Source organism: uncultured Sphingomonas sp., assembly GCF_964243315.1.
Taxonomy (GTDB): Bacteria; Pseudomonadota; Alphaproteobacteria; order Sphingomonadales; family Sphingomonadaceae; genus Sphingomonas.
Map to the genome: position 1 here is coordinate 1 of NZ_CAXTEM010000055.1, position 19,589 is coordinate 19,589.

Below are 19,589 nucleotides of genomic sequence, written 5' to 3' on the forward strand. Positions count from 1 at the left end.
CTCCGCCAGGCGCAGGTCGCGCTGGTGGCGATGCGCCCCGACGGCCGCGTCGTCGCGATGGTCGGCGGCCGCGATTACGCCAAGAGCCCGTTCAACCGCGCGACCCAGGCGCGTCGCCAGCCGGGGTCGACCTTCAAGCTGTTCGTCTATCTCGCGGCGATGCGCGCCGGCATGACGCCGTCGTCCACGGTCGACGATTCGCCGGTCGACATCGCCGGGTGGAAGCCGCGCAACGACGACGGCCGCTATCTCGGCCGGATCAGCCTTGCACAGGCGTTCGCACGATCGTCCAACGTCGCCGCCGCGCGGCTGACCCAGGAACTCGGCGTCCGCAACGTCATCAAGGCCGCGCGCGACCTCGGCATCTCGACGCCGATCCCGGAAGAAGCGACGATCGGGCTCGGCACCGCCGAAGTGTCGCTGCTCGAACTCACCTCGGCCTATGCCGCGATCGCGTCGGGCCGCTATCCGGTCCAGCCGCGCGGGGTCGAAAAGCCGCGCGAGGACGGCGGCTGGCTGAAGTCGCTGACCGGCGGCACGACCGAGATGCCCGAGGAGGTTCGCGACAACATGTTGTCGCTGCTCAATTCGTCGATCCGCGGCACCGGGCGCGAGGCGGTGCTGAGCGTGAAGGCGTACGGCAAGACCGGCACCTCGCAAGACAGCCGCGACGCCTGGTTCATCGGCTTCGCGGGCGATCTGGTGGTCGGCGTCTGGGTCGGCAACGACGACAATTCAGCCAATCCGGGGCTTCACGGCGGCACCGTGCCGGCGCGGATCTGGCGGTCGTTCATGCAGGCCGGCTTGGGTCTCGCGGCGCCGGTGCAGCCGGTGCTGGTCGAGGAGGGCGGCGACGGCGCGCTCGACAACGGCGTCGAGGGCGGCGACCTGCCCACCGACGCCACGCTGCGCGGGCTCGGGGTGGAGATGAAGCTCGATAGCGACGGCAGCTTCTCCGTCGGTCCCGACCGAAGCCGCGACGAACCACCGCCCCCGCCCCGCGAGGATCGCCGACCGCCCGAGGAGGAGCCGTCGCCGGACGACGGGTTCTGATCCTCCAAATCTCTCTACCACCCCGGCGTAGGCCGGGGCCCAGTTGCGAGGCGATCATGATTGCAGGCAGCCCTCCGTTACCTCCGCCTTTCCACCTGGGCCCCGGCCTTCGCCGGGGTAGTGAATCAGCGGGGGACGAAAGAACACCGGGATCTCACCTCATCACCGTTGACCCACGCTCGCACGCGCAGCAAAGCCGGCCATGCGCTTCTTTTCCGACAATGCCGCGGCGGTGCATCCGAAGGTGATGCAGGCGATCGTCGACGCCAACACGCTCGACACCGCCTATGACGGCGATGCCCGTTCCAAATCGCTCGACGCCCGCCTCTCCGCGCTATTCGAAACCGAATGCCGCGTGTTGTGGGTGCCGTCGGGCACCGCCGCCAATTGCCTGGCGCTGGCGGCGCTTTGCCCGCCGCACGGTGGCATCGTCTGCCACCGTGACGCGCACATCCAGAACGACGAGGGCGGCGCGCCCGAATTCTATACGCACGGCGCCAAGCTGTTCCTCGCCGAGGGCGACGGCGCCAAGCTGACCCCGGACACGATCGCCGACACTCTCGATGCGATCGTCGACGACGTTCACCGCGTCCAGCCGCACGCGATCTCGATCACCAACGCCACCGAATATGGTCGCGTCTACACTCCCGCCGAAGTCACTGCCATCGGCGCCCTCGCGCGCCGCCGCGGGCTCGGGCTGCACATGGACGGTGCGCGCTTCGCCAATGCCGTCGCGCATCTCGGCTGCCACCCCGCCGACGTTACCTGGCGCGCAGGAGTCGACGCGCTGAGCTTCGGCTTCGTCAAGAATGGCGGCATGAGCGCGGAGGCGCTGGTGTTCTTCCGCCCCGAGCTCACCGGCGCCAGCTTCTATCGCCGCAAGCGCGCCGGCCTGTTGCTGTCCAAGGGTCGCTACCTCGCCGCGCAGATCCTCGCGATGCTCGACGGCGACCTGTGGCTCGACTGCGCCCGCGCCGCCAACGACCGTGCGCAGACGATCGCGGCGGCGGCGGGGGATCGGCTGATCCACGCGGTCGAGGCGAACGAGGTGTTTCTCCACGCCACCCCGGACGAAGCCGCGGCGCTACGCGCGCAGGGTTTCGACTTCTACGATTGGGCGCCAGGCGAAGTGCGGCTGGTCACCGCCTGGGACACCGATATCGATCATGTCGATCGGCTTGCCGCCGCGATCGCCGGGCTCTGACCGGCGCGTGACCGACGCCCCGCCGCCGCAATCGTCGCGCGCCGCGATCCTGGTGCCGTTCGGGATCGTCACGCTGATCTGGGGATCGACCTGGCTCGTCATCCGCGACCAGATCGCGGTGGTGCCGCCGAGCTGGTCGGTCAGCTACCGCTTCCTGATCGCCGGCATCGCAATGGCGATCTACGCGCTGATCCGCGGCGAGCGCTTCCGGCTCGACGCGCGGGGCTGGGCTTTTGCGGCGGCAACCGCACTCACTCAGTTCTGTCTCAACTTCAACTTCGTATACCGGGCCGAACAGTTCATCACCTCGGGCCTTGTCGCGGTGGTGTTTGCGCTGCTGTTGATTCCCAATGCCGGGCTGGCGCGCGTTTTCCTCGGCCAGCGGCTCGGGCGGCAACTGGTGATCGGATCGTCGATCGCAATGGGCGGCGTCGCGCTGCTGTTCCTCCACGAGGCGCGCAGCGATCCCAATGGGCCGTCGGCGTCGCTGGCCGGCATCGGCTTCACCCTGCTCGGTATCGGATCGGCGTCGATCGCCAACGTCATGCAGGCGACCAAGACCGCCAAGCTCTACCCGATGGCGCCACTACTGGCGGTGGCGATGCTGATGGGGGCGGCGATGGACGCGGGGCTCGCCTGGTGGCTGACCGGCCCGCCGGTGTTCGAGGCGCGGCTCGGCTATGTCGCGGGCATCGTCTATCTGGGGCTGTTTGCGTCGGCGCTCGCCTTCCCGCTCTACTACACCGTGCTGCGGGTGATCGGCCCGGCCAAGGCGGCCTATTCGAGCGTGATCGTACCGGTCATCGCGATGCTGCTCTCGACCCTGTTCGAGGGTTACCGCTGGTCGCCGCTCGCGGCCGGTGGCGCGGTGCTCACCGGGATCGGGCTGGTAGTCGCGCTCAGGGCACGCAGGCCCGCGCGGTAATCGGGGTAGCGCGGCGCCCAGCCGAGCACGCGCTTTGCCTTGCCCGTCGCGACCCGCCGGTTCTCGGCATAGAAACCGCGCGCCATCGGCGACAGCGTATCGATCGCGACGAATGGCGGCGGCGGCAGTCCGAGCAGGTGCGCTGCGAATTCGATCACCTGATTTTGCGAGCAGGGTTGGTCGTCGGCTAGGTTGTACGCGCCCGCGGGCCCGTCGAACCCGGCGATGACGCCCGATGCGATATCGTCGACATGGACGCGGCTGAATACCTGCGCGGGCAGATCGACACGGTGCGCCTGCCCCTCGCGCACACGCTCCAGCGCCGATCGGGTGGGTCCGTAGATTCCCGGCAGGCGGAATACCCGTGCGCCGATCGCCAGCCAGTCGCGATCGGCGGCGTTGCGCGCGGGCCGACGGCCCGAGATCGGCGCGGTCTCGTCCACCCAGCCGCCCGCCGCGTCGCCATAGACTCCCGTCGAGGAGAGGTAGCCGATCCACCGCGCCGAGCGCGCGATGCCGACGCCATAGCCGACCAGCACCGGATCGATCCCGTCGACCGGCGGCACCGATGACAGGATGTGGGTCGCCGCCGCGATCTCCGCCGCCACCGCGTCGCGATCGTCGAAGCGCAGCGTCCCCGCGCGGCCGTCACGCGAGGTGCCGACGACGTGCCAGCCTTCACCGCTGAGCCGCGCGCCGAGATGCGATGCGGCGTAGCCCAACCCGAAGATCAGCAGCCGCGCCATTATCGCGCCATCGGCCCCTTGTAGAGCGTGCCGAAATAATCGCCCTTGTTCCACACCGGGCGTGCGGGGCCGTCGGCGATGTCGCGTGCGATCCGGTAGTTGGCGTCGACGAAGCGGATGCCCTGGTCCCACATAATCGACTGCGACAGATCGTCGCTCGGCTTGTGGTAGTTGTTGGCCATGAACGCATCGGTCGCGGCCTTGCCGGCGCCCTTCGGTCCCGGCCACAGGAACACCGATGGGATGCCTTTCTGCACGAAGCGGAAGTGATCCGATCGGACGAAGATCCCCTGTTCCGGCATCGGATCGGGCGACAGACCCACCCCGATCGTGCCGATCGCACGGCGGACGATCGGCCCCAGCGTCGACCGTTCGGCACCGTACACGATCATGTCCTCGAACGGGTAGGTCAGGATCGGCATGTCCAAATTGACGTCAGCGACGATCGACGACAGCGGCATCAACGGATTGTTGACGAAGTAATCGGAGCCGACCAGCCCCTTCTCCTCGCCCGTCACCGCGAGGAACAGGATCGATCGCTTGGGCGGCTGGCCGCTCGCCGCAAAGCGCTTGGCCTCCTCGATCAGGCTCGCGATCCCGATCGCGTTGTCGAGCGCGCCATTGTTGATCCGGTCGCCCGCTCCGGTCTTGCTGACCCCGATATGATCGAGATGCGCGGACAGCACCACGACCTCCTTGCCGAGCACCGGATCGGCGCCGGGGATCATCCCCGCGACGTTGCTGCTCGACAGCGCGGTGAACGCCGTCCTGGTCGCCACCGAAAGCGTCCCCGGCAATGCCGCCGCCTTGAAGCGGGCGTCGTCCTTCTGCGCCTCGCCCGCGACCTTCGTCCAGCTCGTTGCGGCACCAGCGAACAACTTGGTGGCACCGGCGTCGCTCAGCGTCGCGAGCACCGGGGCCTCGGGCGCCACCGCGTTGCCGGTGCCGTCGGGACGCGCCCAGGTGATCCGCGGGTTTTCGTAGCTCTCCACCTGGCGCACGAAGGGCTGCGCGCGGCTGCGCGCGCTCGGCAGGTTGACGATCCCGATCGCGCCATGATCGCGCGCGATCGTCGCTTTGGTGCCGGGCGAACCGAAGAAGGCGCGCTCCTCGCCCCCGAAACGCGCGGGCGCACCGCCGATCACGGCGACGATCTTGCCGCGGACGTCGACCCCGGCATAGCCGTTCTCGCGATATTGCGGCGCGACGATGCCATAGCCGACGAACACCACCGGCGCGGATACGCTGGTGTCGGCGCGCGCCGGGTTGGCGGCGGGAACATAATCCACGCCGAACGCCAGCGGCGCCGGTGCGCCGCCGCGGCTCGGACTCCACACCATGTCGCCCTTGCTGGCCGATCGGTACGAGACCAGCGGCACGCGCTGGCGATAGCCGCCGTCGTTGCCCGCGGGCCGCAGCCCTGCGGCATAGAATTGCGCGGCGACATAGGCGGCGGCGATATCGAATTCCGGGGTGCCCGCCTCGCGCCCCTTCAACGCGTCGTCGGCGAGGAACAGCACATGCGCCTTCATCGCCGCCTGGTCCGCAGGCAGCGGCGCCGCGATCCGGGCGTTGAGCGCGGTCGCGGTCTTGTCCTGCGCGCCGACGCTGGCGGCGAGCGCGAGCAGGGACAGGGCTGCGATCGTACGGAACATGCGGGAAATCCTCGGGAAACGACAGGCGTTCGCTACCACAGCGCCGCCGTCGCGCAAGCTTCCGCTGTGCCCCCCGCTCTCCTATAGAAGGCCGATGCTCGACGTTCAGCAAAGCCTCGCCCATCCCGTCGCCACGCGTCGCAGCGACTATGTCGCGCCTGCGTGGTCGGTTCCCGACACGCGGCTCGACTTCGATCTCGATTCCGCCAGGACACGGGTGCGCGCGACGCTGTCGGTCACGCGGAGCGCGGGGAGCCGCGATCCGCTGCGGCTCGACGGCGCCGGACAACATCCGCTGTCGGTCACGATCGACGGCATCGCCACGGACGATTGGCGAATCGAGGGCGAGCAATTGGTGATACCGCTCCCCGGCGATGCGCATGTCGTCGTCACCGAGGTCGAGATCGCCCCCGATCGCAACACCCAGCTGATGGGACTCTACGCCTCGGGCGGCATCCTCTGCACCCAATGCGAGGCGGAAGGGTTCCGCCGCATCACCTATTTCCCCGACCGGCCCGACGTGCTCAGCCGCTATTCGGTGCGGATGACCGCGGACAAGGCGCGTTTCCCGGTGCTGCTCGCGAATGGCGACCCGGTCGGCGCGGGCGATCTCGACGGCGGGCGGCACTGGGCCGAATGGAACGACCCGTTCCCCAAGCCTAGCTACCTGTTCGCGCTGGTCGCGGGCGATCTCGCGGTCAATCGCGGCAGCTTCACGACGCGGTCGGGACGCGAGGTCAGCCTCGGTATCTGGGTCCGCGAGGCCGATCTCGCCAAGACCGCGCACGCGCTCCACGCGCTCGAACTCGCAATGGCGTGGGACGAGCGGGTCTATGGCCGCGAGTACGACCTCGATGTGTTCAACATCGTCGCGGTCGACGATTTCAACTTCGGCGCGATGGAGAACAAGGGCCTCAACATCTTCAATTCGCGCTACATCCTCGCCGACCCAGACACCGCGACGGATTATGACTACGACGCGATCTCGACCGTCGTCGCGCATGAATATTTCCACAATTGGTCGGGCAACCGCGTCACCTGCCGCGACTGGTTCCAGCTGTCGTTGAAGGAAGGCTTCACGGTCTACCGCGACCAGGGTTTTTCCGCCGACCAGGGATCCGCGGCGGTCAAGCGGATCGAGGACGTGCGTGCCCTGCGCGCCGCCCAGTTCCCCGAAGACGCCGGCCCGCTCGCCCACCCGGTGCGCCCCGAAAGCTATCTTGAGATCTCGAACTTCTACACCGCGACGATCTACAACAAGGGCGCCGAGCTGATCCGGATGATCGCGACGGTTCTAGGCCCGGTCGCGTTCCGCGCCGGCTGCGACCTGTATTTCGACCGGTTCGACGGCACGGCGGCGACGTGCGAAGATTACGTCGCGTGCATGGAGGAGGCGAGCGGCGTCGATCTCGCGCAGTTCCGCCTCTGGTACAGCCAGGCCGGCACGCCGCGGGTGTCGGCCAGCCTGATCCAGGAACCCGGTGGCGGACGCGCCGAACTCCGCCTCGCGCAGCAGGTTTGCGCCACCCCCGGACAGCCGGCCAAGGCGCCGATGGTGTTGCCGCTGAAGGTGAAGCTGTTCGCGAGCGCGACCGGCCGTGCGCTGATCGACGAGCGACTCGTGCTGCTGGCCGACCCGAGCGAGACGATCGTGTTCGATGGCCTCGCCGAGCGCGCGATCCTGTCGATCAACCGCGGCTTCTCCGCGCCCGTGATCGTGGAGAGCGACCGGACCGCGGACGAGCTCGCGTTCCTCAGCGCGCATGACGACGATCCGTTCGCGCGGTACGAGGCGATGCAGCAGCTGATGCTCGACACGCTGGTCGCGGGCGCGGTGTCGGGCGGGCGCGGCCATCACCGCGCGGTGATCACCGCGATCGCGCAGACGCTCGCGGATCCCGATCTCGACCCGGCCTTCGTCGCCGAAGCCGTGCTGCTCCCGTCGGAAGCGTTCATCGGCGACCAGATGGCGACGGTCGAGCCCGACGCGATCTATGCCGCGCGCGAGGCGTTGCGTGCCGACATCGGCCGGCAATTGTCCGCCGCGTGGCGTCAGGCCTATGCCGGCGCCCCCGCCGAGCCCTATGCCTACACCCCCGCCACCAAGGGCCGCCGCCGGCTCCGCAGCGTCGCGCTGAGCTACATCGCGGCGAGCGGCGCGGCTGACGCGGCGACGCTCGCGTTCCGCCAATTCGACGCCGCGGACAACATGACCGATCGCCAGGGTGCGCTGACCATCCTCGCCAATGGCGCCGCGGACGAGCGCGAGGCGGCACTCGACATCTTTTACAATCGCTATGCCGGCAATTCGCTGGTGCTCGACAAGTGGTTCCAGACCCAGGCGCTGGCGACGCGCGACGACACTGCGGCGGTGGTGGCAGGGCTTGCCGAGCACCCCGATTTCACGCTGGCGAACCCCAACCGGGCGCGCTCGCTGATCGGTGCGTTCGGCGCAAACCAGCGCAGCTTCCACACGCCCGGCGGGGCCGGCTATCGGTTCCTCGCCGACCAGCTGATCGCGCTCGATCGCCTGAATCCCCAGACCGCGGCGAAGCTGTTGCCGCCGCTCGGCCGCTGGCGCCGCTTCGCCGCGGATCGGTCCGCGCTGATGCGGGCCGAGCTGGAGCGGATCGTCGGGGTGCCGGGACTGTCCAAGGACCTGTTCGAGCAAGCGTCCAAAAGCCTCGAGGGATAGCCGCGCCGGATCGGATGACGTAAACACGTAACGGAACTGCCCAACGGAGAGTTGCGATGGCCAAGGGTCAGATGAAGTCGAACAAGGAAACCCGCAAGCCGAAGGCGGAGAAGGCGCCGAAGCAGAACGCGTCGAACCCCACGACCAAGGGCAAGGCGCCGGAGACGTCGCCCAAGCCCTGACGCGGACGCGCCGCGATTGACAGCGGCACGCGGGGGTCGACAAGAACGGCGATGACCGACGCCCTTTCGCCCGATCCCGTCAGCATCGACCGGGTGATGCTGCCCGATGCGTGGCGCGACGCGCTCGCCGCGGAGATCGACGCGCCGTACATGGCGGAACTGCGTACGTTCCTGCAGGCCGATATCGCCGCGGGCACGCGCATCTTCCCGCGCGGGGCGGACTGGTTCCGCGCGCTCGATCTCACGCCACCCGGCGCGGTGCGCGTCGTGATCCTCGGCCAGGACCCCTATCACGGCCCGGGGCAGGCGCACGGCCTCTGCTTCTCGGTCAAGCGCGGGGTGCGGACGCCGCCGAGCCTGGTCAACATCTACAAGGAACTGCGCAGCGATCTCGGCATCGATCCTGCGCGCCACGGCTTCCTCGAACATTGGGCCGAGCAAGGCGTGCTGTTGCTCAACGCGGTGTTGACGGTGCGGATGGGCGTCGCCGGCTCGCACCAGAAGCGCGGCTGGGAACGCTTCACCGACGCGATCGTCCGCACGGTGGCGGCAAGCGACCAGCCGATCGTCTTCATGCTGTGGGGCGCGCATGCGCAGAAGAAGGCCGCGTTCGTCGAGAACGTGACACGGGGCGGCCGCCATCTGGTCCTCACCGCCGCCCATCCCTCCCCCCTGTCCGCACATGGCGGCTTCTTCGGATGCCGGCATTTCTCGAAAGCGAACGCGTTCCTGGTCGCCAACGGGCGGACGCCGATCGACTGGGCGTTGCCGGCCTAACGATGCTGCCCCCTCACTGTTGGTGCTGAGTGGAGACAGAGTAGCTACCGCAGGGGGGCGAACCGAGGGCTCGTATCGAAGCACGGGTTCTGCGTGCCAACCTATCCTTCGATACGGGCTCTCGGTACGCCCTGCGGGCTAGTCGATCCCTACTTAGGACGAACGGGTAAGGGTCGGGCAACCCAGGTGCCGAGAGACTCGGCGGAACCTCTGCAATCGCTCGCTCATTGAGCCGCACTCAACAGGGAGATCAATAATGTCGTTTACGATCAAGGCCGCCGCGGTGGCCGGTGCGCTTCTTCTGACTGCATGCGGCGGCAATGCCGATGACCGTGCGGCCGACAATATCGAAGCGATGACTGAAAACCGCGCCGACGCGCTCGACGCGCAGGCCGACGCGACGACCAACGAACAGGCGTCGGATGTCCTCGAGGATCGCGCCGACAACGTCCGCGACATGGGCGAGGAGAAGGCGGAGCAAGCCGACGACAACGACGACGCCCGCGTCGAAGGTCAGGTCGCCAACGCGATGTGATGGCGCACGGGGGAGGCTCGCCTCCCCCGCCACATATCGCGCCCGCGGGGACGCGGTTCTGCGTAGCCTTACCCCCGCCCGACGAACAGGAACGCGACCGCGCCCATCAGGCAGACGAACGCCGCGACGTGTCGCCAGGTCAGCGGCTCACCCAGCACCGCGACCATGAACACGCCGAACACGAGCAGCGCGATCGCCTCCTGCGTGACCTTCAGCTGCCCCGCGCTCCACCCAGCCGCATAGCCGAGCTGGTTGGCGGGCACCGCGAGGCAATATTCGAACAGTGCGATGCCCCAGCTGATCGCGATGACCAGCGCCAGCGGCTTCGCCATGCCGCCCTTCAGATGCCAGTACCAGGCGATCGTCATGAAGACGTTCGACAGCGCCAGCAGCAGGATCGTCGGCACCGCGCGCTATTCCGCGGGCAGATAGACCTCGCTGCCCTTTTCCCGGAACTTGTCGCTCATCGCCGCCATGCCGGCCTCGGCGTCGCTGGCCGCGATGAACGAACCCGCGGGCTGGTTCTGCTTGGCCGCGAAATCGCGCACCTCCTGCGTGATCTTCATCGAACAGAATTTCGGCCCGCACATAGAACAGAAATGCGCGGTCTTGGCGCCTTCCGCGGGCAGCGTCTGGTCGTGATACTGCTCGGCCGTGTCGGGATCGAGCGACAGGTTGAACTGGTCGCGCCACCGGAATTCGAACCGTGCGCGGCTCAGCGCGTCGTCGCGCATCTTCGCCGCCGGGTGACCCTTGGCGAGATCGGCGGCATGCGCGGCGAGCTTGTAGGTGACCACGCCGACCTTCACGTCGTCGCGATCGGGCAGGCCGAGATGCTCCTTCGGCGTGACGTAGCAGAGCATCGCGGTGCCATACCAACCGATCATCGCCGCACCGATGCCGCTGGTGATGTGGTCGTAGCCCGGCGCGATATCCGTGGTGAGCGGCCCGAGGGTGTAGAAGGGCGCCTCGCCGCAGACCTCGAGCTGCTTGTCCATATTCTCCTTGATCTTGTGCATCGGCACATGGCCGGGGCCCTCGATCATCACCTGGACGTCGCTCTTCCACGCGCGGTGGGTGAGCTCGCCGAGCGTGTAGAGCTCGCTGAACTGCGCCTCGTCATTGGCGTCGGCGATCGAACCCGGCCGCAGGCCGTCGCCGAGCGAATAGGCGATGTCGTACGCCTTCATGATCTCGGTGATCTCGTCGAAGCGTTCGTACAGGAAGCTCTCGCGGTGATGGCTGAGGCACCATTTCGCCATGATCGATCCGCCGCGCGAGACGATGCCGGTGACGCGCTTGGCGGTCATCGGGATATACGCCAGCCGCACGCCCGCATGGATCGTGAAGTAATCGACGCCCTGTTCGGCCTGCTCGATCAGCGTGTCGCGGAAGATCTCCCAGGTCAGGTCCTCGGCGACGCCGCCGACCTTCTCGAGCGCCTGGTAGATCGGCACGGTGCCGATCGGGACCGGCGAGTTGCGGATGATCCATTCGCGGGTGTCGTGGATATTGCGCCCGGTCGACAGGTCCATGACCGTGTCCGCGCCCCAGCGGATCGACCAGACCATCTTGTCGACTTCCGACGCGACGTTGCTCGCGACCGCGCTGTTGCCGATATTGGCGTTGATCTTGACCAGGAAATTGCGCCCGATCGCCATCGGCTCGCTTTCGGGGTGGTTGACGTTGTTGGGGATGATCGCACGGCCGCGCGCGATCTCGTCGCGGACGAATTCGGGCGTCACGTAATCGGGAATAGACGCGCCGAAATCCTGGCCGTCGCGGATCATCGCTTCCTTCAGCTGCGCCCGGCCGAGATTCTCGCGAGTCGCGACATAGTGCATCTCGGGGGTGATGATCCCCTGGCGCGCATAATGCATCTGGCTGACATTGGCGCCGGCCCTCGCGCGCAGCGGCCGCTTCACCGGGTTCGGGAAGCGCGGCACGCCGCCGGAGCGATCGGGCCCGAGCTGGCCGTTGTCCTCGGGCCGCATCTCCCGCGCGTCGTAGCTTTCGACGTCGCCACGTGCCTCGATCCAGGCGCGGCGCAGCTGTGGCAGGCCCGCATGAATGTCGATCTGCGCCGCGGGATCGGTGTACGGGCCGCTGGTATCGTAGACCCGGAGCGGCGGTTCGCTGCACGACGGATCGAGCATGATCTCGCGCATCGCGACGCGGTGTTCGCCGACATGGATCTTGCGGCTGCCGCGGATCGCGCCGGTGGTGACGCCGATCGCGGCGGCTTCCTTCTCGTAATGCGCAGGAATGTCGGCCATCGTGCTTGCTCCAAATGCGTCGGAGCGAGGACGGTCCTGGGGTGGCGACCGCTCCCTCCCTCCGCCGGCGTTAACCGGATCAGGTTCAGCGGGTCGAGAGCTGCGGCTCTCCTCTCAGCCGCTCAGTCGCGGCCCCCCGGGGACGTCGCCAGCATAGGCGCATGCATTCTCGACGCAAACCGAAAAGGGGCCGCTGGCGTCAGGCGTTCGCCGCCGAGGTGCGGATGTTGCCATTGACCCCCGCCGGGAAGAACCCGCCGCTCGAGATCGCGGCCTTGCTGAGATAGGCGATGTTGAGCACCTGCCCCGTCGATCGGCTGAACGCGATCGCGTTGCCGTCGGTGGGCACGATATTCGACACGTCCGCCGTGCCTAGCACGCCCTGGTCGTCGTCGCCGATCACCCCGGTCGCCGCATTGGTGACCGTTCCATCGAGGCTGTCGCGCGCATCGCTGATCAGCCCCGCATTGGTCGCGATCGCGGGAGTGTCGAGCCCCTTGCGATAGAGCAGCGTGCGGATCAGCCCGGCATGATAGGCCTCGGTGGCGAGGATGCCCGCCGCGGCCTCCACGAAGGTCTTGTTGGTGATCAACGGTGCCGCGCCCTTGTACGCGCTGACCCCGACATCCTCGAAGATGAACGCGCCGAGCAGGAAGCTGTTGTCGTCGGCATAGGGATTGAACACGCCGGTCGGGCCGACCACGCCCGCCGCGCGGGCCGCCGTGGTGAACGCCCCCGTGGCGCTGCCGTCGATGTTGATCGCGGGCATCGCGACCGTCGCGCTGCCGAGCGCGGAACGCAGGAAGGCGACATGCGCGATCTCGTCGAACGCGATCTCGCGCGCATAGGCCGCGACCAGCGTATCCTGGAACGGCACCGCGGCACCGCCGGTCACCGTGCCCGGTGCGCCGATGCCCGTCGTCAACGACGCGTCGAGCCCGCGGCCGAAGCACGCCCATGAATAGAATTGCGCCTCGAGATATTCGAGGTTGAGCGCGAAGTTGAGCACATCGATGTCGATGTTGGTGCTCGTCGGGGTCGGGGTCGGCGCCGGGGTAGGGTTATCGCTGCCGCCACAGGCCGACAGCAGCGCGGCACCGCCTGCCACCGCGGCGGCCCCGCCGGCATAGCGCAGGAAGCCGCGCCGCGCCGCACGCCGCTCGTCGATGGCGGCGAGCACGCCGTTGGCGTCGATCGCGGCGAACACGTCGTCGGTGATGCGGTCGGTCATGATAGTCTCCCAGTCGCGGGGCAGGGGGCGCACAGGCTCACGCTGCGGGGCCCGCGGTCTTGATGGTGCCGTTGACGCCCGCCGGGAAGAACCCGCCGAGCCCTGCCGCGGTGGCAGTCAGGTACACAATGTTGAGCACCTGCTGCGGCGTGCGGCTGAACGCGACCGCGTTGGCGTCGGTCGGGACGACGTTCGCCACGGTGTAGGTCGTGGTCGTGGTGCCGACGACCACCGCACGGCTGGTCGGGCTGATGCCCTGGTCGATCTCGGTGCCGCCGTCGAGCGTGTCGCGCGCGGTCGAGATGCCATTGGCCTGGGTCAGCAGCGCCGGCGTGTCGAAGCCCTTGGTGGAGAGCGTCGTGCGGATGATCGCGGCATGATACGCCTCGACCGCCAGGATGCCCGCGGCGGCCTCCAGATAGGTCTTGCTGGTGAGCAGCGCCGCCGCGCCCTTGTAGGCGGTGACGCCGACATCCTCGAAGATGAACGCGCCGAGCAGGAAGTTCTCGTCGTTGAGATAGGGATCGAAGGTCTGGCCCGCGGTGATCAGGCCCGCAGCGCGCGCGGCATTGGAAAAGGCGGAGTTCGGCCCGACGCCGACGTCGATCGCGGGCTGCGCCACCGCCGACGTGCCGAGCTGCGCGCGCAGGAAGGTGACATGGGCGAGCTCGTCCGCGGCGATCTCCCGCGCATAGGCGGCGACGACGCGATCGGTGAACCCGACGCGGCGCCCCCCGACGACCGCGCCCTGTTGCCCGGTGCCGCCAAGCAGCGCGGCCGGCAAGCCGGTGTCGTTGGCGGCGTAGGAATAGAATTGCGCCTCCAGATATTCGAGGTTCAACGCGAAGTTGAGGATGTCGGCATCGGTCAGCGCCACCGTCTGCGCGGTCGCCTCGCCGGCGACCGACAGCGCCGACGCTCCGGCAGCAGTGACCGCCGCAGCACCGAGCGCGGTCTTGAAGAACGCCCGGCGATCCTCGCGCCGCCTCACCCGCGCGTCGAGCGCGTCGATCAGTTGCTCGCTGTCGGTCATTCGCAGGTCCTCGCCTTGCCGTATCGGATCATCGCCCTGCGTCTGGGCGATTCAACGGCCATAATCAACGGGTCGCAAGTCTCGGCGCGACCAAACGACAAGGGCCGCGTGATCACTCACGCGGCCCTTAGCTAGCAGGAACGGTCAGGATGATGCCTGGCGATCGATCTCGCTCAGAACGTGTAGGCTACACCCAGCACGCCTAGCCATTGCGATCGCTTGCCGGCGATCCGCACCACCGGGCTGTCCGCGAACCGGTCGAACTGGCGGCCATAGGTGCCGCCGCCGACGAGCTTGAACCCGTGGAGCAGGTCGCCGGTCAGCGCGTAGGTGCCGAGCGCGCCGACGGTCCAGTTCTTCCAGCCGCGCGGGGCGCCATAGACCGGGAATCCGCTTGCGACGCTCTGCGCCGCATCGACGCCGAAATAGGAACGGCCATAGCCGCGCTCCACATGCTCGGCCGACGCGAACAGGCCGAACGCAGCCTTGCGGCTGAGCGGGGTCACATAGTTGACCGTCGGTTGCAGGATGCCGCTGTCGTGCGAACCGGCGACGTCGTGGCGATAGCTGACCGACACCGACAACTGGTCGTACGGACTGGTGATCACCCCGGTCTTGCCGAGACCGACATAACCGCCGAGTTCGATCGCGGTGTCGCGTTCGCCGAGCGCGCGCACCCGACGGTCGTCGATGTTGTCGGTGTTCGTGCGGTTGAAGTTGACCACCGCGATCGGCCCCGCCTGGAAGTCCCAGCTCGGGCCCGGCTGATTGCGGATCAGGTCGACCGACGCGCGGTTGCCCGCCACCGTGAACGAATGCCCACGGAACGAACCGATCGCGCCCGGCGCGGGCGTGAACCGATAGTCGTTCGATCCTTCATAATCCGGCAGATAGACGAAGCCGCCGCCCACCGTGATCGAATCGCCGTCGAAATCGGAGGCCGCAGCGACCGCGCCGGCATCGGGCGGAACGACGTTGGTGTCCTGCGCGAGCGCCGGCGTGGCGAGGCCCGCCAGCGCAAGCGCCGCGACGAGCGTGGGGAAAATCTGACGCTGCAAGGAAACGGCTCCAATCTGTTACGGTCGCGCAACGCAGCAGCAAGCGTATCTTTCCGCCGGCCTGGTCAGAAGATGTAGCGCATCCTGATCCGTTGTATTTCGGCATCACCCGCAACCGCGAACTTTGCCGCGGCGAAATGCGGCGGACCGAAGCCGATCGCCGGGTTGCGCGAGAAGCCGAAGCCTTCGCGCGGGATGCCGGCCAGCGTGTCGAGCTTGGCGTTGGCGTTCTCGTCGTGGATCACCGCGATCGCGTAGCTGCCATGGGGCAGCCCGTCGAAGCGCATCCCGCGCGTGCCGGCGGGAACGTTGCGGGTGATCGCGTCGGCATCGTCGACGCAGGCGGGGAAGTTGGCGGGATCGGCGGTGAGGCAGACCCGGATCAGCCCCTTGGCCGAGCGCAGCTTGTCGACCGCGACGTCAAGCCGCCCGATCGGCACCGCGCCGACCAGCATCGATGCCATCGCGGGGAGTGCCAGGGCCGCTGCTCGCCGCGCGCTGCCTGGCCTGCGCATGCGACCGCGCGAAATCGCCGACGCCGCCGTCAGTGCCACAGAGCCGGTCCCAGATGCGGAAGTAGAGCCCATAATTGCACCCATATTGCTCGTGATGACGCTGGTGGTGGCTCGCGGTGATCAGCCAGCCCCCCAGCCGCCCCCGCCACATGACCTTCGGGAATATTTCCCAGCCCATGTGGTTGGTCACCCCCATAACCGTCATGATCGCCAGGACGAAGCCCAAGCTGCTGACATGGATCGGAATTACGAACACCAGTAGCGGAATTGCCACAGCTCCGGTGATCGCCTCGATCGGGTGGAACGCCATCGCCGCCCAGGCGGTCGGCGGGCGGCTGGCGTGATGGACCGCATGCGCCAGCTTGAACGGTTTGGGCCGGTGCATCCACCGATGCGTCCAGTAGAACCAGCAATCATGCGCCAGCATGTAGAGCAGCACCGACACCGGCAGATACCAGAGCGGATACGCGTCGACCCGGTCGTAGATCCTGGTCCAGCCGCGGTTCTGCCATCCCCAGGCGACCACGCCCGCCGGGGCGCCATAGATCGCGGCCGACGTCAGGCTCCAGACGATCTCGCGCCGCATCTGCCGGTCGAGGCCCTGGTACAGCCCGGGATGGCGCGCCTTGGTCGCCGCCGCGAACGCGCCCGAGACGATCAGGTAGCGGACGCCGACGATCAGCGTCATCGCCAGCGCCGACAGCAGGATCGCGAAAACGACGGTCATTCCTGCTCGTTAGCCGCAATCCGCGCCACCGACCAGCACTGCGCGGTACGGCGGCGTACGATCGTCCCGGTCAAGCCTTCTCGCCGCCCATGCTTTCGGCTAGTCGCCTCGGACGATGGGATCGACGATCACTTGCGACGTTGCGATCGTCGGCGGCGGGTTGGCCGGCGGGCTGATCGCGCTCGCGCTGAAGGCGCGGCACCCGGCGCTCGACGTGCGGCTGATCGACGCCGCGCGGGTCGTCGGCGGCAATCACCGGTGGTCGTTCTTCGACAGCGACGTATCGGAAAGCGATCGTTGGATCGTGGCGCCCCTGATCGGCAACAGCTGGATGGGCTATGACGTCGCCTTCCCGGAGCATCGACGTTCCATCGACACCGTTTATCATTCGATCGACAGCGAGCGGCTCGATGCGGTGGTGCGACGGACGCTGACACCGTCGGCGCTGATGCTGTCGCGTGCAGTGACCGAGATCTCGCCGACCATGGTATCGTTCGCGGACGGCGACCGCCTGCAAGCGAACGGCGTGATCGATGCGCGCGGCGCTGGCGACCTGTCGATGCTCGATCTGGGCTGGCAGAAATTCGTCGGTCGCGAGCTGCGGCTGTCCGCGCCGCACGGCAGCGATCGTCCGATGGTGATGGATGCAACGGTCGATCAGATCGACGGCTACCGGTTCGTCTATTGCCTGCCGCTGGCGCCCGATCGGATGTTCGTCGAAGACACCTATTACAGCGACCACCCCGCGCTCGACCGGGCGACGATCGGCGATCGCGTCCACGAGTACGCGGTCGATCGAGGCTGGCAGGTCGAGCAGGCCGCCCGTGAGGAGGCAGGGGTGCTGCCGGTGGTCATGGGCGGCGACTTCGCGGCGTATTGGCAGTCGGGCGGACCCGGCATCGCCAAGGTCGGAATGCGCGCCGGGCTTTTCCATCCGACCACGGGCTATTCGCTACCCGACGCGGTGCGAACCGCGGCGCTGATCGCGGCGCGAACCGACTTTACCGGCGCGAGCCTGCATGAGGCGACTTACGGCTTCGCACGCGAAAAGTGGCGGCAGCGGGGTTTTTTCCGGATGCTAGACACCATGTTGTTCAAGGCGGCGGAACCGGCGGATCGTTATCGCATCCTGGAACGCTTCTACCGGCTCGATCCGTCCCTGATCGGCCGCTTCTATGCAGGAACTTCGACGATGATCGACAAGGCACGCGTACTGACCGGCAAGCCGCCGGTGCCGATCGGCCGCGCAGTCCGCGCGCTGGCGGGGCGGTCATGACGTCGGCGGTGGTGATCGGCGCCGGCTTCGGCGGGCTGGCGCTCGCGATCCGGCTGCAATCGGCGGGGGTCGCGACGACGATCGTCGAGGCGCGCGACAAGCCGGGCGGGCGCGGCTATTATTGGGAGCGCGACGGGTTCACCTTCGACGCCGGCCCGACCGTGATCACCGATCCGGATTGCCTGCAGGAATTATGGGCGCTGACCGGGCGCGACATGACCGAGGACGTGACGCTCGCGCCGGTCAGCCCCTTCTACCGGCTCAATTGGCCCGACGGCACCAATTTCGACTACACCAACGACGACGTCCTGCTGAAATCGGAGATCGCCAAGCTCGATCCCGCCGATATCGAAGGCTATGGCCAGTTCCTCGAATATGCCGCCGGCGTGTACGAGGAGGGCTATCGCAAGCTCGGCCATGTCGCGTTCCTCGACTTCGCGTCGATGATCAAGGCGGCACCCGCGCTCGCGAAATACCAGGCATGGCGCTCGGTCTACTCGATTGTATCGAAGTACATCCGCAACGAGAAGTTGCGCGAGGCGCTGTCGTTCCACACCCTGCTGGTCGGCGGTAACCCGATGACCACCAGCGCGATCTACGCGTTGATCCACAAGCTGGAGCGCGACGGCGGCGTGTGGTTCGCGATGGGCGGCACCAACCGGCTGATCGCGGGAATGGTCACGCAATTCCAGCGGATCGGCGGCACCATCCGCCTCGGCGATCCGGTCGCGCAGATCGAGACGCTGGGCGACCGCGCCACCGGCGTCACCACCTCGAGCGGCTGGCATACGGACGCCGACATGGTCGCGGCCAATGCCGACATCGTCCACACCTACCGCACGCTGCTGTCGGGATCGCGCAGTGCGCAGCGCACCGCGGGCAAGCTCGAGAACAAGAAATACTCGCCGTCGCTGTTCGTGGTGCATTTCGGGATCAAGGGCAGCTGGCCGGGCATCCCGCACCACATGATCCTGTTCGGGCCGCGCTATAAGGGGCTGCTCGAGGACATCTACGATCACGGCGTGCTGAGCCAGGATTTCTCGCTCTATCTCCACCATCCGACCGTCACCGATCCGTCGCTGGCGCCCGAGGGTCACTCGACCTTCTACGCGCTCGCGCCGGTGCCGCACATGGGCAAGTTCCCGGTCGACTGGGACGAGATCGGCCCGATCCTCGAAAAGCGGATCCTCGACGAGATCGGGCGCCGCCTGATCCCCGACATCCACGACCGCATCGTCACGAAATTCTCCTATGCGCCGAACGACTTCGCGCGCGACCTGAACGCGCATCTCGGCAGCGCGTTCAGCCTGGAGCCGACGCTGACGCAGAGCGCGTGGTTCCGCGTCCACAATCGCGACGACCACATCCCCAACCTCTATTTCGTCGGCGCGGGCACGCATCCGGGCGCGGGCATCCCCGGCGTCGTCGGCAGCGCCAAGGCGACGGCGGCGCTGATGCTGGAAGGCGCGCGGTGAAGCGCGTCGCGGTCTATTGCGGTTCCGCCACCCCGGCGGAGCCGCTCTATCTGGAGGACGCCCGCGCGGTCGGCACGACGCTCGCGCAGCGCGGCATCGGGGTCGTCTATGGCGGCGGCCGGCTCGGGCTGATGGGTGCGATCGCCGACAGCGCACTGGCGGCGGGCGGCGAGGTGATCGGCGTGATCCCGCAGGCGCTGGTCGATGCCGAGGTCGCGCATCGCGG

The 19,589-nt window shown here is 67.8% G+C and carries 19 protein-coding genes and 1 riboswitch; of the genes, 10 read left to right on the forward strand and 9 right to left on the reverse strand.

Annotated elements, in window-relative coordinates:
- The 3 genes from ACFE77_RS13250 to ACFE77_RS13260 form a co-directional block, all read left to right on the forward strand.
- A partial coding sequence (locus tag ACFE77_RS13250) for a transglycosylase domain-containing protein (protein WP_375422118.1) occupies positions 1-1,053 on the forward strand: 1,053 nt, incomplete at its 5' end.
- Positions 1,054-1,255: 202 nt separating this feature from the next.
- On the forward strand, positions 1,256-2,257 hold the full coding sequence (locus ACFE77_RS13255; protein WP_375422119.1) for a threonine aldolase family protein: 1,002 nt from the start codon (positions 1,256-1,258) through the stop codon (positions 2,255-2,257).
- 7 nt (positions 2,258-2,264) lie between these two features.
- Entirely contained in the window at positions 2,265-3,182 is a 918-nt protein-coding gene (locus ACFE77_RS13260) for a DMT family transporter (protein ID WP_375422120.1), read from the forward strand.
- Here the strand turns inward: ACFE77_RS13260 and ACFE77_RS13265 are convergent.
- A complete protein-coding gene (locus ACFE77_RS13265) occupies positions 3,092-3,928 on the reverse strand; it encodes an NAD(P)-dependent oxidoreductase (RefSeq protein WP_375422121.1) in 837 nt (278 codons plus the stop codon). The genes ACFE77_RS13260 and ACFE77_RS13265 overlap by 91 nt on opposite strands.
- Positions 3,928-5,583 (reverse strand): M28 family metallopeptidase, encoded by a 1,656-nt coding sequence (locus tag ACFE77_RS13270; RefSeq protein ID WP_375422122.1) that lies wholly within the window; start codon positions 5,581-5,583, stop codon positions 3,928-3,930. The genes ACFE77_RS13265 and ACFE77_RS13270 overlap by 1 nt, the downstream gene beginning before the upstream one ends.
- Before the next feature lie 94 nt (positions 5,584-5,677).
- Here ACFE77_RS13270 and pepN point away from each other — a divergent pair, with 94 nt between their 5' ends.
- From pepN to ACFE77_RS13290, 4 genes are all read left to right on the forward strand, one after another.
- Entirely contained in the window at positions 5,678-8,278 is a 2,601-nt protein-coding gene (gene pepN / locus ACFE77_RS13275; RefSeq protein ID WP_375422123.1) for an aminopeptidase N, read from the forward strand.
- Between the two features lie 56 nt (positions 8,279-8,334).
- The gene (locus ACFE77_RS13280) at positions 8,335-8,460 is read left to right on the forward strand and encodes a hypothetical protein (protein ID WP_375422124.1); all 126 of its coding nucleotides are present in this window, start codon (positions 8,335-8,337) and stop codon (positions 8,458-8,460) included.
- 96 nt (positions 8,461-8,556) lie between these two features.
- Entirely contained in the window at positions 8,557-9,237 is a 681-nt protein-coding gene (ung, locus tag ACFE77_RS13285) for a uracil-DNA glycosylase (RefSeq protein WP_375422136.1), read from the forward strand.
- Between the two features lie 256 nt (positions 9,238-9,493).
- Positions 9,494-9,772 carry a hypothetical protein gene (locus ACFE77_RS13290; protein WP_375422125.1) on the forward strand — a complete coding sequence of 93 codons (279 nt, stop codon included), beginning with the start codon at positions 9,494-9,496 and terminating at the stop codon, positions 9,770-9,772.
- Between the two features lie 68 nt (positions 9,773-9,840).
- Here ACFE77_RS13290 and ACFE77_RS13295 read toward each other — a convergent pair whose 3' ends face one another.
- The 7 genes from ACFE77_RS13295 to ACFE77_RS13325 form a co-directional block, all read right to left on the reverse strand.
- A complete protein-coding gene (locus ACFE77_RS13295; protein ID WP_375422126.1) occupies positions 9,841-10,179 on the reverse strand; it encodes a DMT family protein in 339 nt (112 codons plus the stop codon).
- Between the two features lie 6 nt (positions 10,180-10,185).
- Complete coding sequence (gene thiC / locus ACFE77_RS13300; RefSeq protein ID WP_375422127.1) at positions 10,186-12,048, reverse strand: phosphomethylpyrimidine synthase ThiC; 1,863 nt, start codon at positions 12,046-12,048, stop codon at positions 10,186-10,188.
- Between the two features lie 39 nt (positions 12,049-12,087).
- Positions 12,088-12,197: riboswitch (TPP riboswitch) on the reverse strand.
- Between the two features lie 50 nt (positions 12,198-12,247).
- Positions 12,248-13,279 carry a ferritin-like domain-containing protein gene (locus tag ACFE77_RS13305; protein WP_375422128.1) on the reverse strand — a complete coding sequence of 344 codons (1,032 nt, stop codon included), beginning with the start codon at positions 13,277-13,279 and terminating at the stop codon, positions 12,248-12,250.
- A gap of 37 nt (positions 13,280-13,316) precedes the next feature.
- Complete coding sequence (locus ACFE77_RS13310; protein ID WP_375422129.1) at positions 13,317-14,312, reverse strand: ferritin-like domain-containing protein; 996 nt, start codon at positions 14,310-14,312, stop codon at positions 13,317-13,319.
- A 173-nt stretch (positions 14,313-14,485) separates the two neighbouring features.
- Positions 14,486-15,370, reverse strand: coding sequence for a MipA/OmpV family protein (locus ACFE77_RS13315; protein ID WP_375422130.1), 885 nt, complete (start codon positions 15,368-15,370; stop codon positions 14,486-14,488).
- A 65-nt stretch (positions 15,371-15,435) separates the two neighbouring features.
- Complete coding sequence (locus tag ACFE77_RS13320; protein WP_375422131.1) at positions 15,436-15,834, reverse strand: DUF2141 domain-containing protein; 399 nt, start codon at positions 15,832-15,834, stop codon at positions 15,436-15,438.
- Complete coding sequence (locus ACFE77_RS13325; RefSeq protein WP_375422132.1) at positions 15,791-16,612, reverse strand: sterol desaturase family protein; 822 nt, start codon at positions 16,610-16,612, stop codon at positions 15,791-15,793. Before ACFE77_RS13325 ends, ACFE77_RS13320 begins: the two co-directional genes overlap by 44 nt.
- A gap of 115 nt (positions 16,613-16,727) precedes the next feature.
- Between ACFE77_RS13325 and crtY the strand changes: the two genes are divergently transcribed.
- The 3 genes from crtY to ACFE77_RS13340 form a co-directional block, all read left to right on the forward strand.
- Positions 16,728-17,888 (forward strand): lycopene beta-cyclase CrtY, encoded by a 1,161-nt coding sequence (crtY, locus tag ACFE77_RS13330; protein ID WP_375422133.1) that lies wholly within the window; start codon positions 16,728-16,730, stop codon positions 17,886-17,888.
- Complete coding sequence (locus ACFE77_RS13335) at positions 17,885-19,363, forward strand: phytoene desaturase (RefSeq protein WP_375422134.1); 1,479 nt, start codon at positions 17,885-17,887, stop codon at positions 19,361-19,363. The genes crtY and ACFE77_RS13335 overlap by 4 nt, the downstream gene beginning before the upstream one ends.
- The coding region (locus ACFE77_RS13340; RefSeq protein WP_375422135.1) for an LOG family protein at positions 19,360-19,589 on the forward strand (230 nt) is incomplete at its 3' end. The genes ACFE77_RS13335 and ACFE77_RS13340, both read left to right, overlap by 4 nt.

Coding starts and splice junctions, on each gene's coding strand:
- ACFE77_RS13335 (WP_375422134.1), top strand. CDS start 17,885: ATGACGTCGGCGGTGGTGATCGGCGCCGGCTTCGGCGGGCTGGCGCTC.
- crtY (WP_375422133.1), top strand. CDS start 16,728: ATGGGATCGACGATCACTTGCGACGTTGCGATCGTCGGCGGCGGGTTG.
- ACFE77_RS13305 (WP_375422128.1), bottom strand. CDS start 13,279: ATGACCGACCGCATCACCGACGACGTGTTCGCCGCGATCGACGCCAAC.
- ACFE77_RS13310 (WP_375422129.1), bottom strand. CDS start 14,312: ATGACCGACAGCGAGCAACTGATCGACGCGCTCGACGCGCGGGTGAGG.
- ung (WP_375422136.1), top strand. CDS start 8,557: ATGCTGCCCGATGCGTGGCGCGACGCGCTCGCCGCGGAGATCGACGCG.
- pepN (WP_375422123.1), top strand. CDS start 5,678: ATGCTCGACGTTCAGCAAAGCCTCGCCCATCCCGTCGCCACGCGTCGC.
- ACFE77_RS13325 (WP_375422132.1), bottom strand. CDS start 16,612: ATGACCGTCGTTTTCGCGATCCTGCTGTCGGCGCTGGCGATGACGCTG.
- ACFE77_RS13255 (WP_375422119.1), top strand. CDS start 1,256: ATGCGCTTCTTTTCCGACAATGCCGCGGCGGTGCATCCGAAGGTGATG.
- ACFE77_RS13270 (WP_375422122.1), bottom strand. CDS start 5,583: ATGTTCCGTACGATCGCAGCCCTGTCCCTGCTCGCGCTCGCCGCCAGC.
- ACFE77_RS13265 (WP_375422121.1), bottom strand. CDS start 3,928: ATGGCGCGGCTGCTGATCTTCGGGTTGGGCTACGCCGCATCGCATCTC.
- ACFE77_RS13320 (WP_375422131.1), bottom strand. CDS start 15,834: ATGGCATCGATGCTGGTCGGCGCGGTGCCGATCGGGCGGCTTGACGTC.
- thiC (WP_375422127.1), bottom strand. CDS start 12,048: ATGGCCGACATTCCTGCGCATTACGAGAAGGAAGCCGCCGCGATCGGC.
- ACFE77_RS13290 (WP_375422125.1), top strand. CDS start 9,494: ATGTCGTTTACGATCAAGGCCGCCGCGGTGGCCGGTGCGCTTCTTCTG.
- ACFE77_RS13280 (WP_375422124.1), top strand. CDS start 8,335: ATGGCCAAGGGTCAGATGAAGTCGAACAAGGAAACCCGCAAGCCGAAG.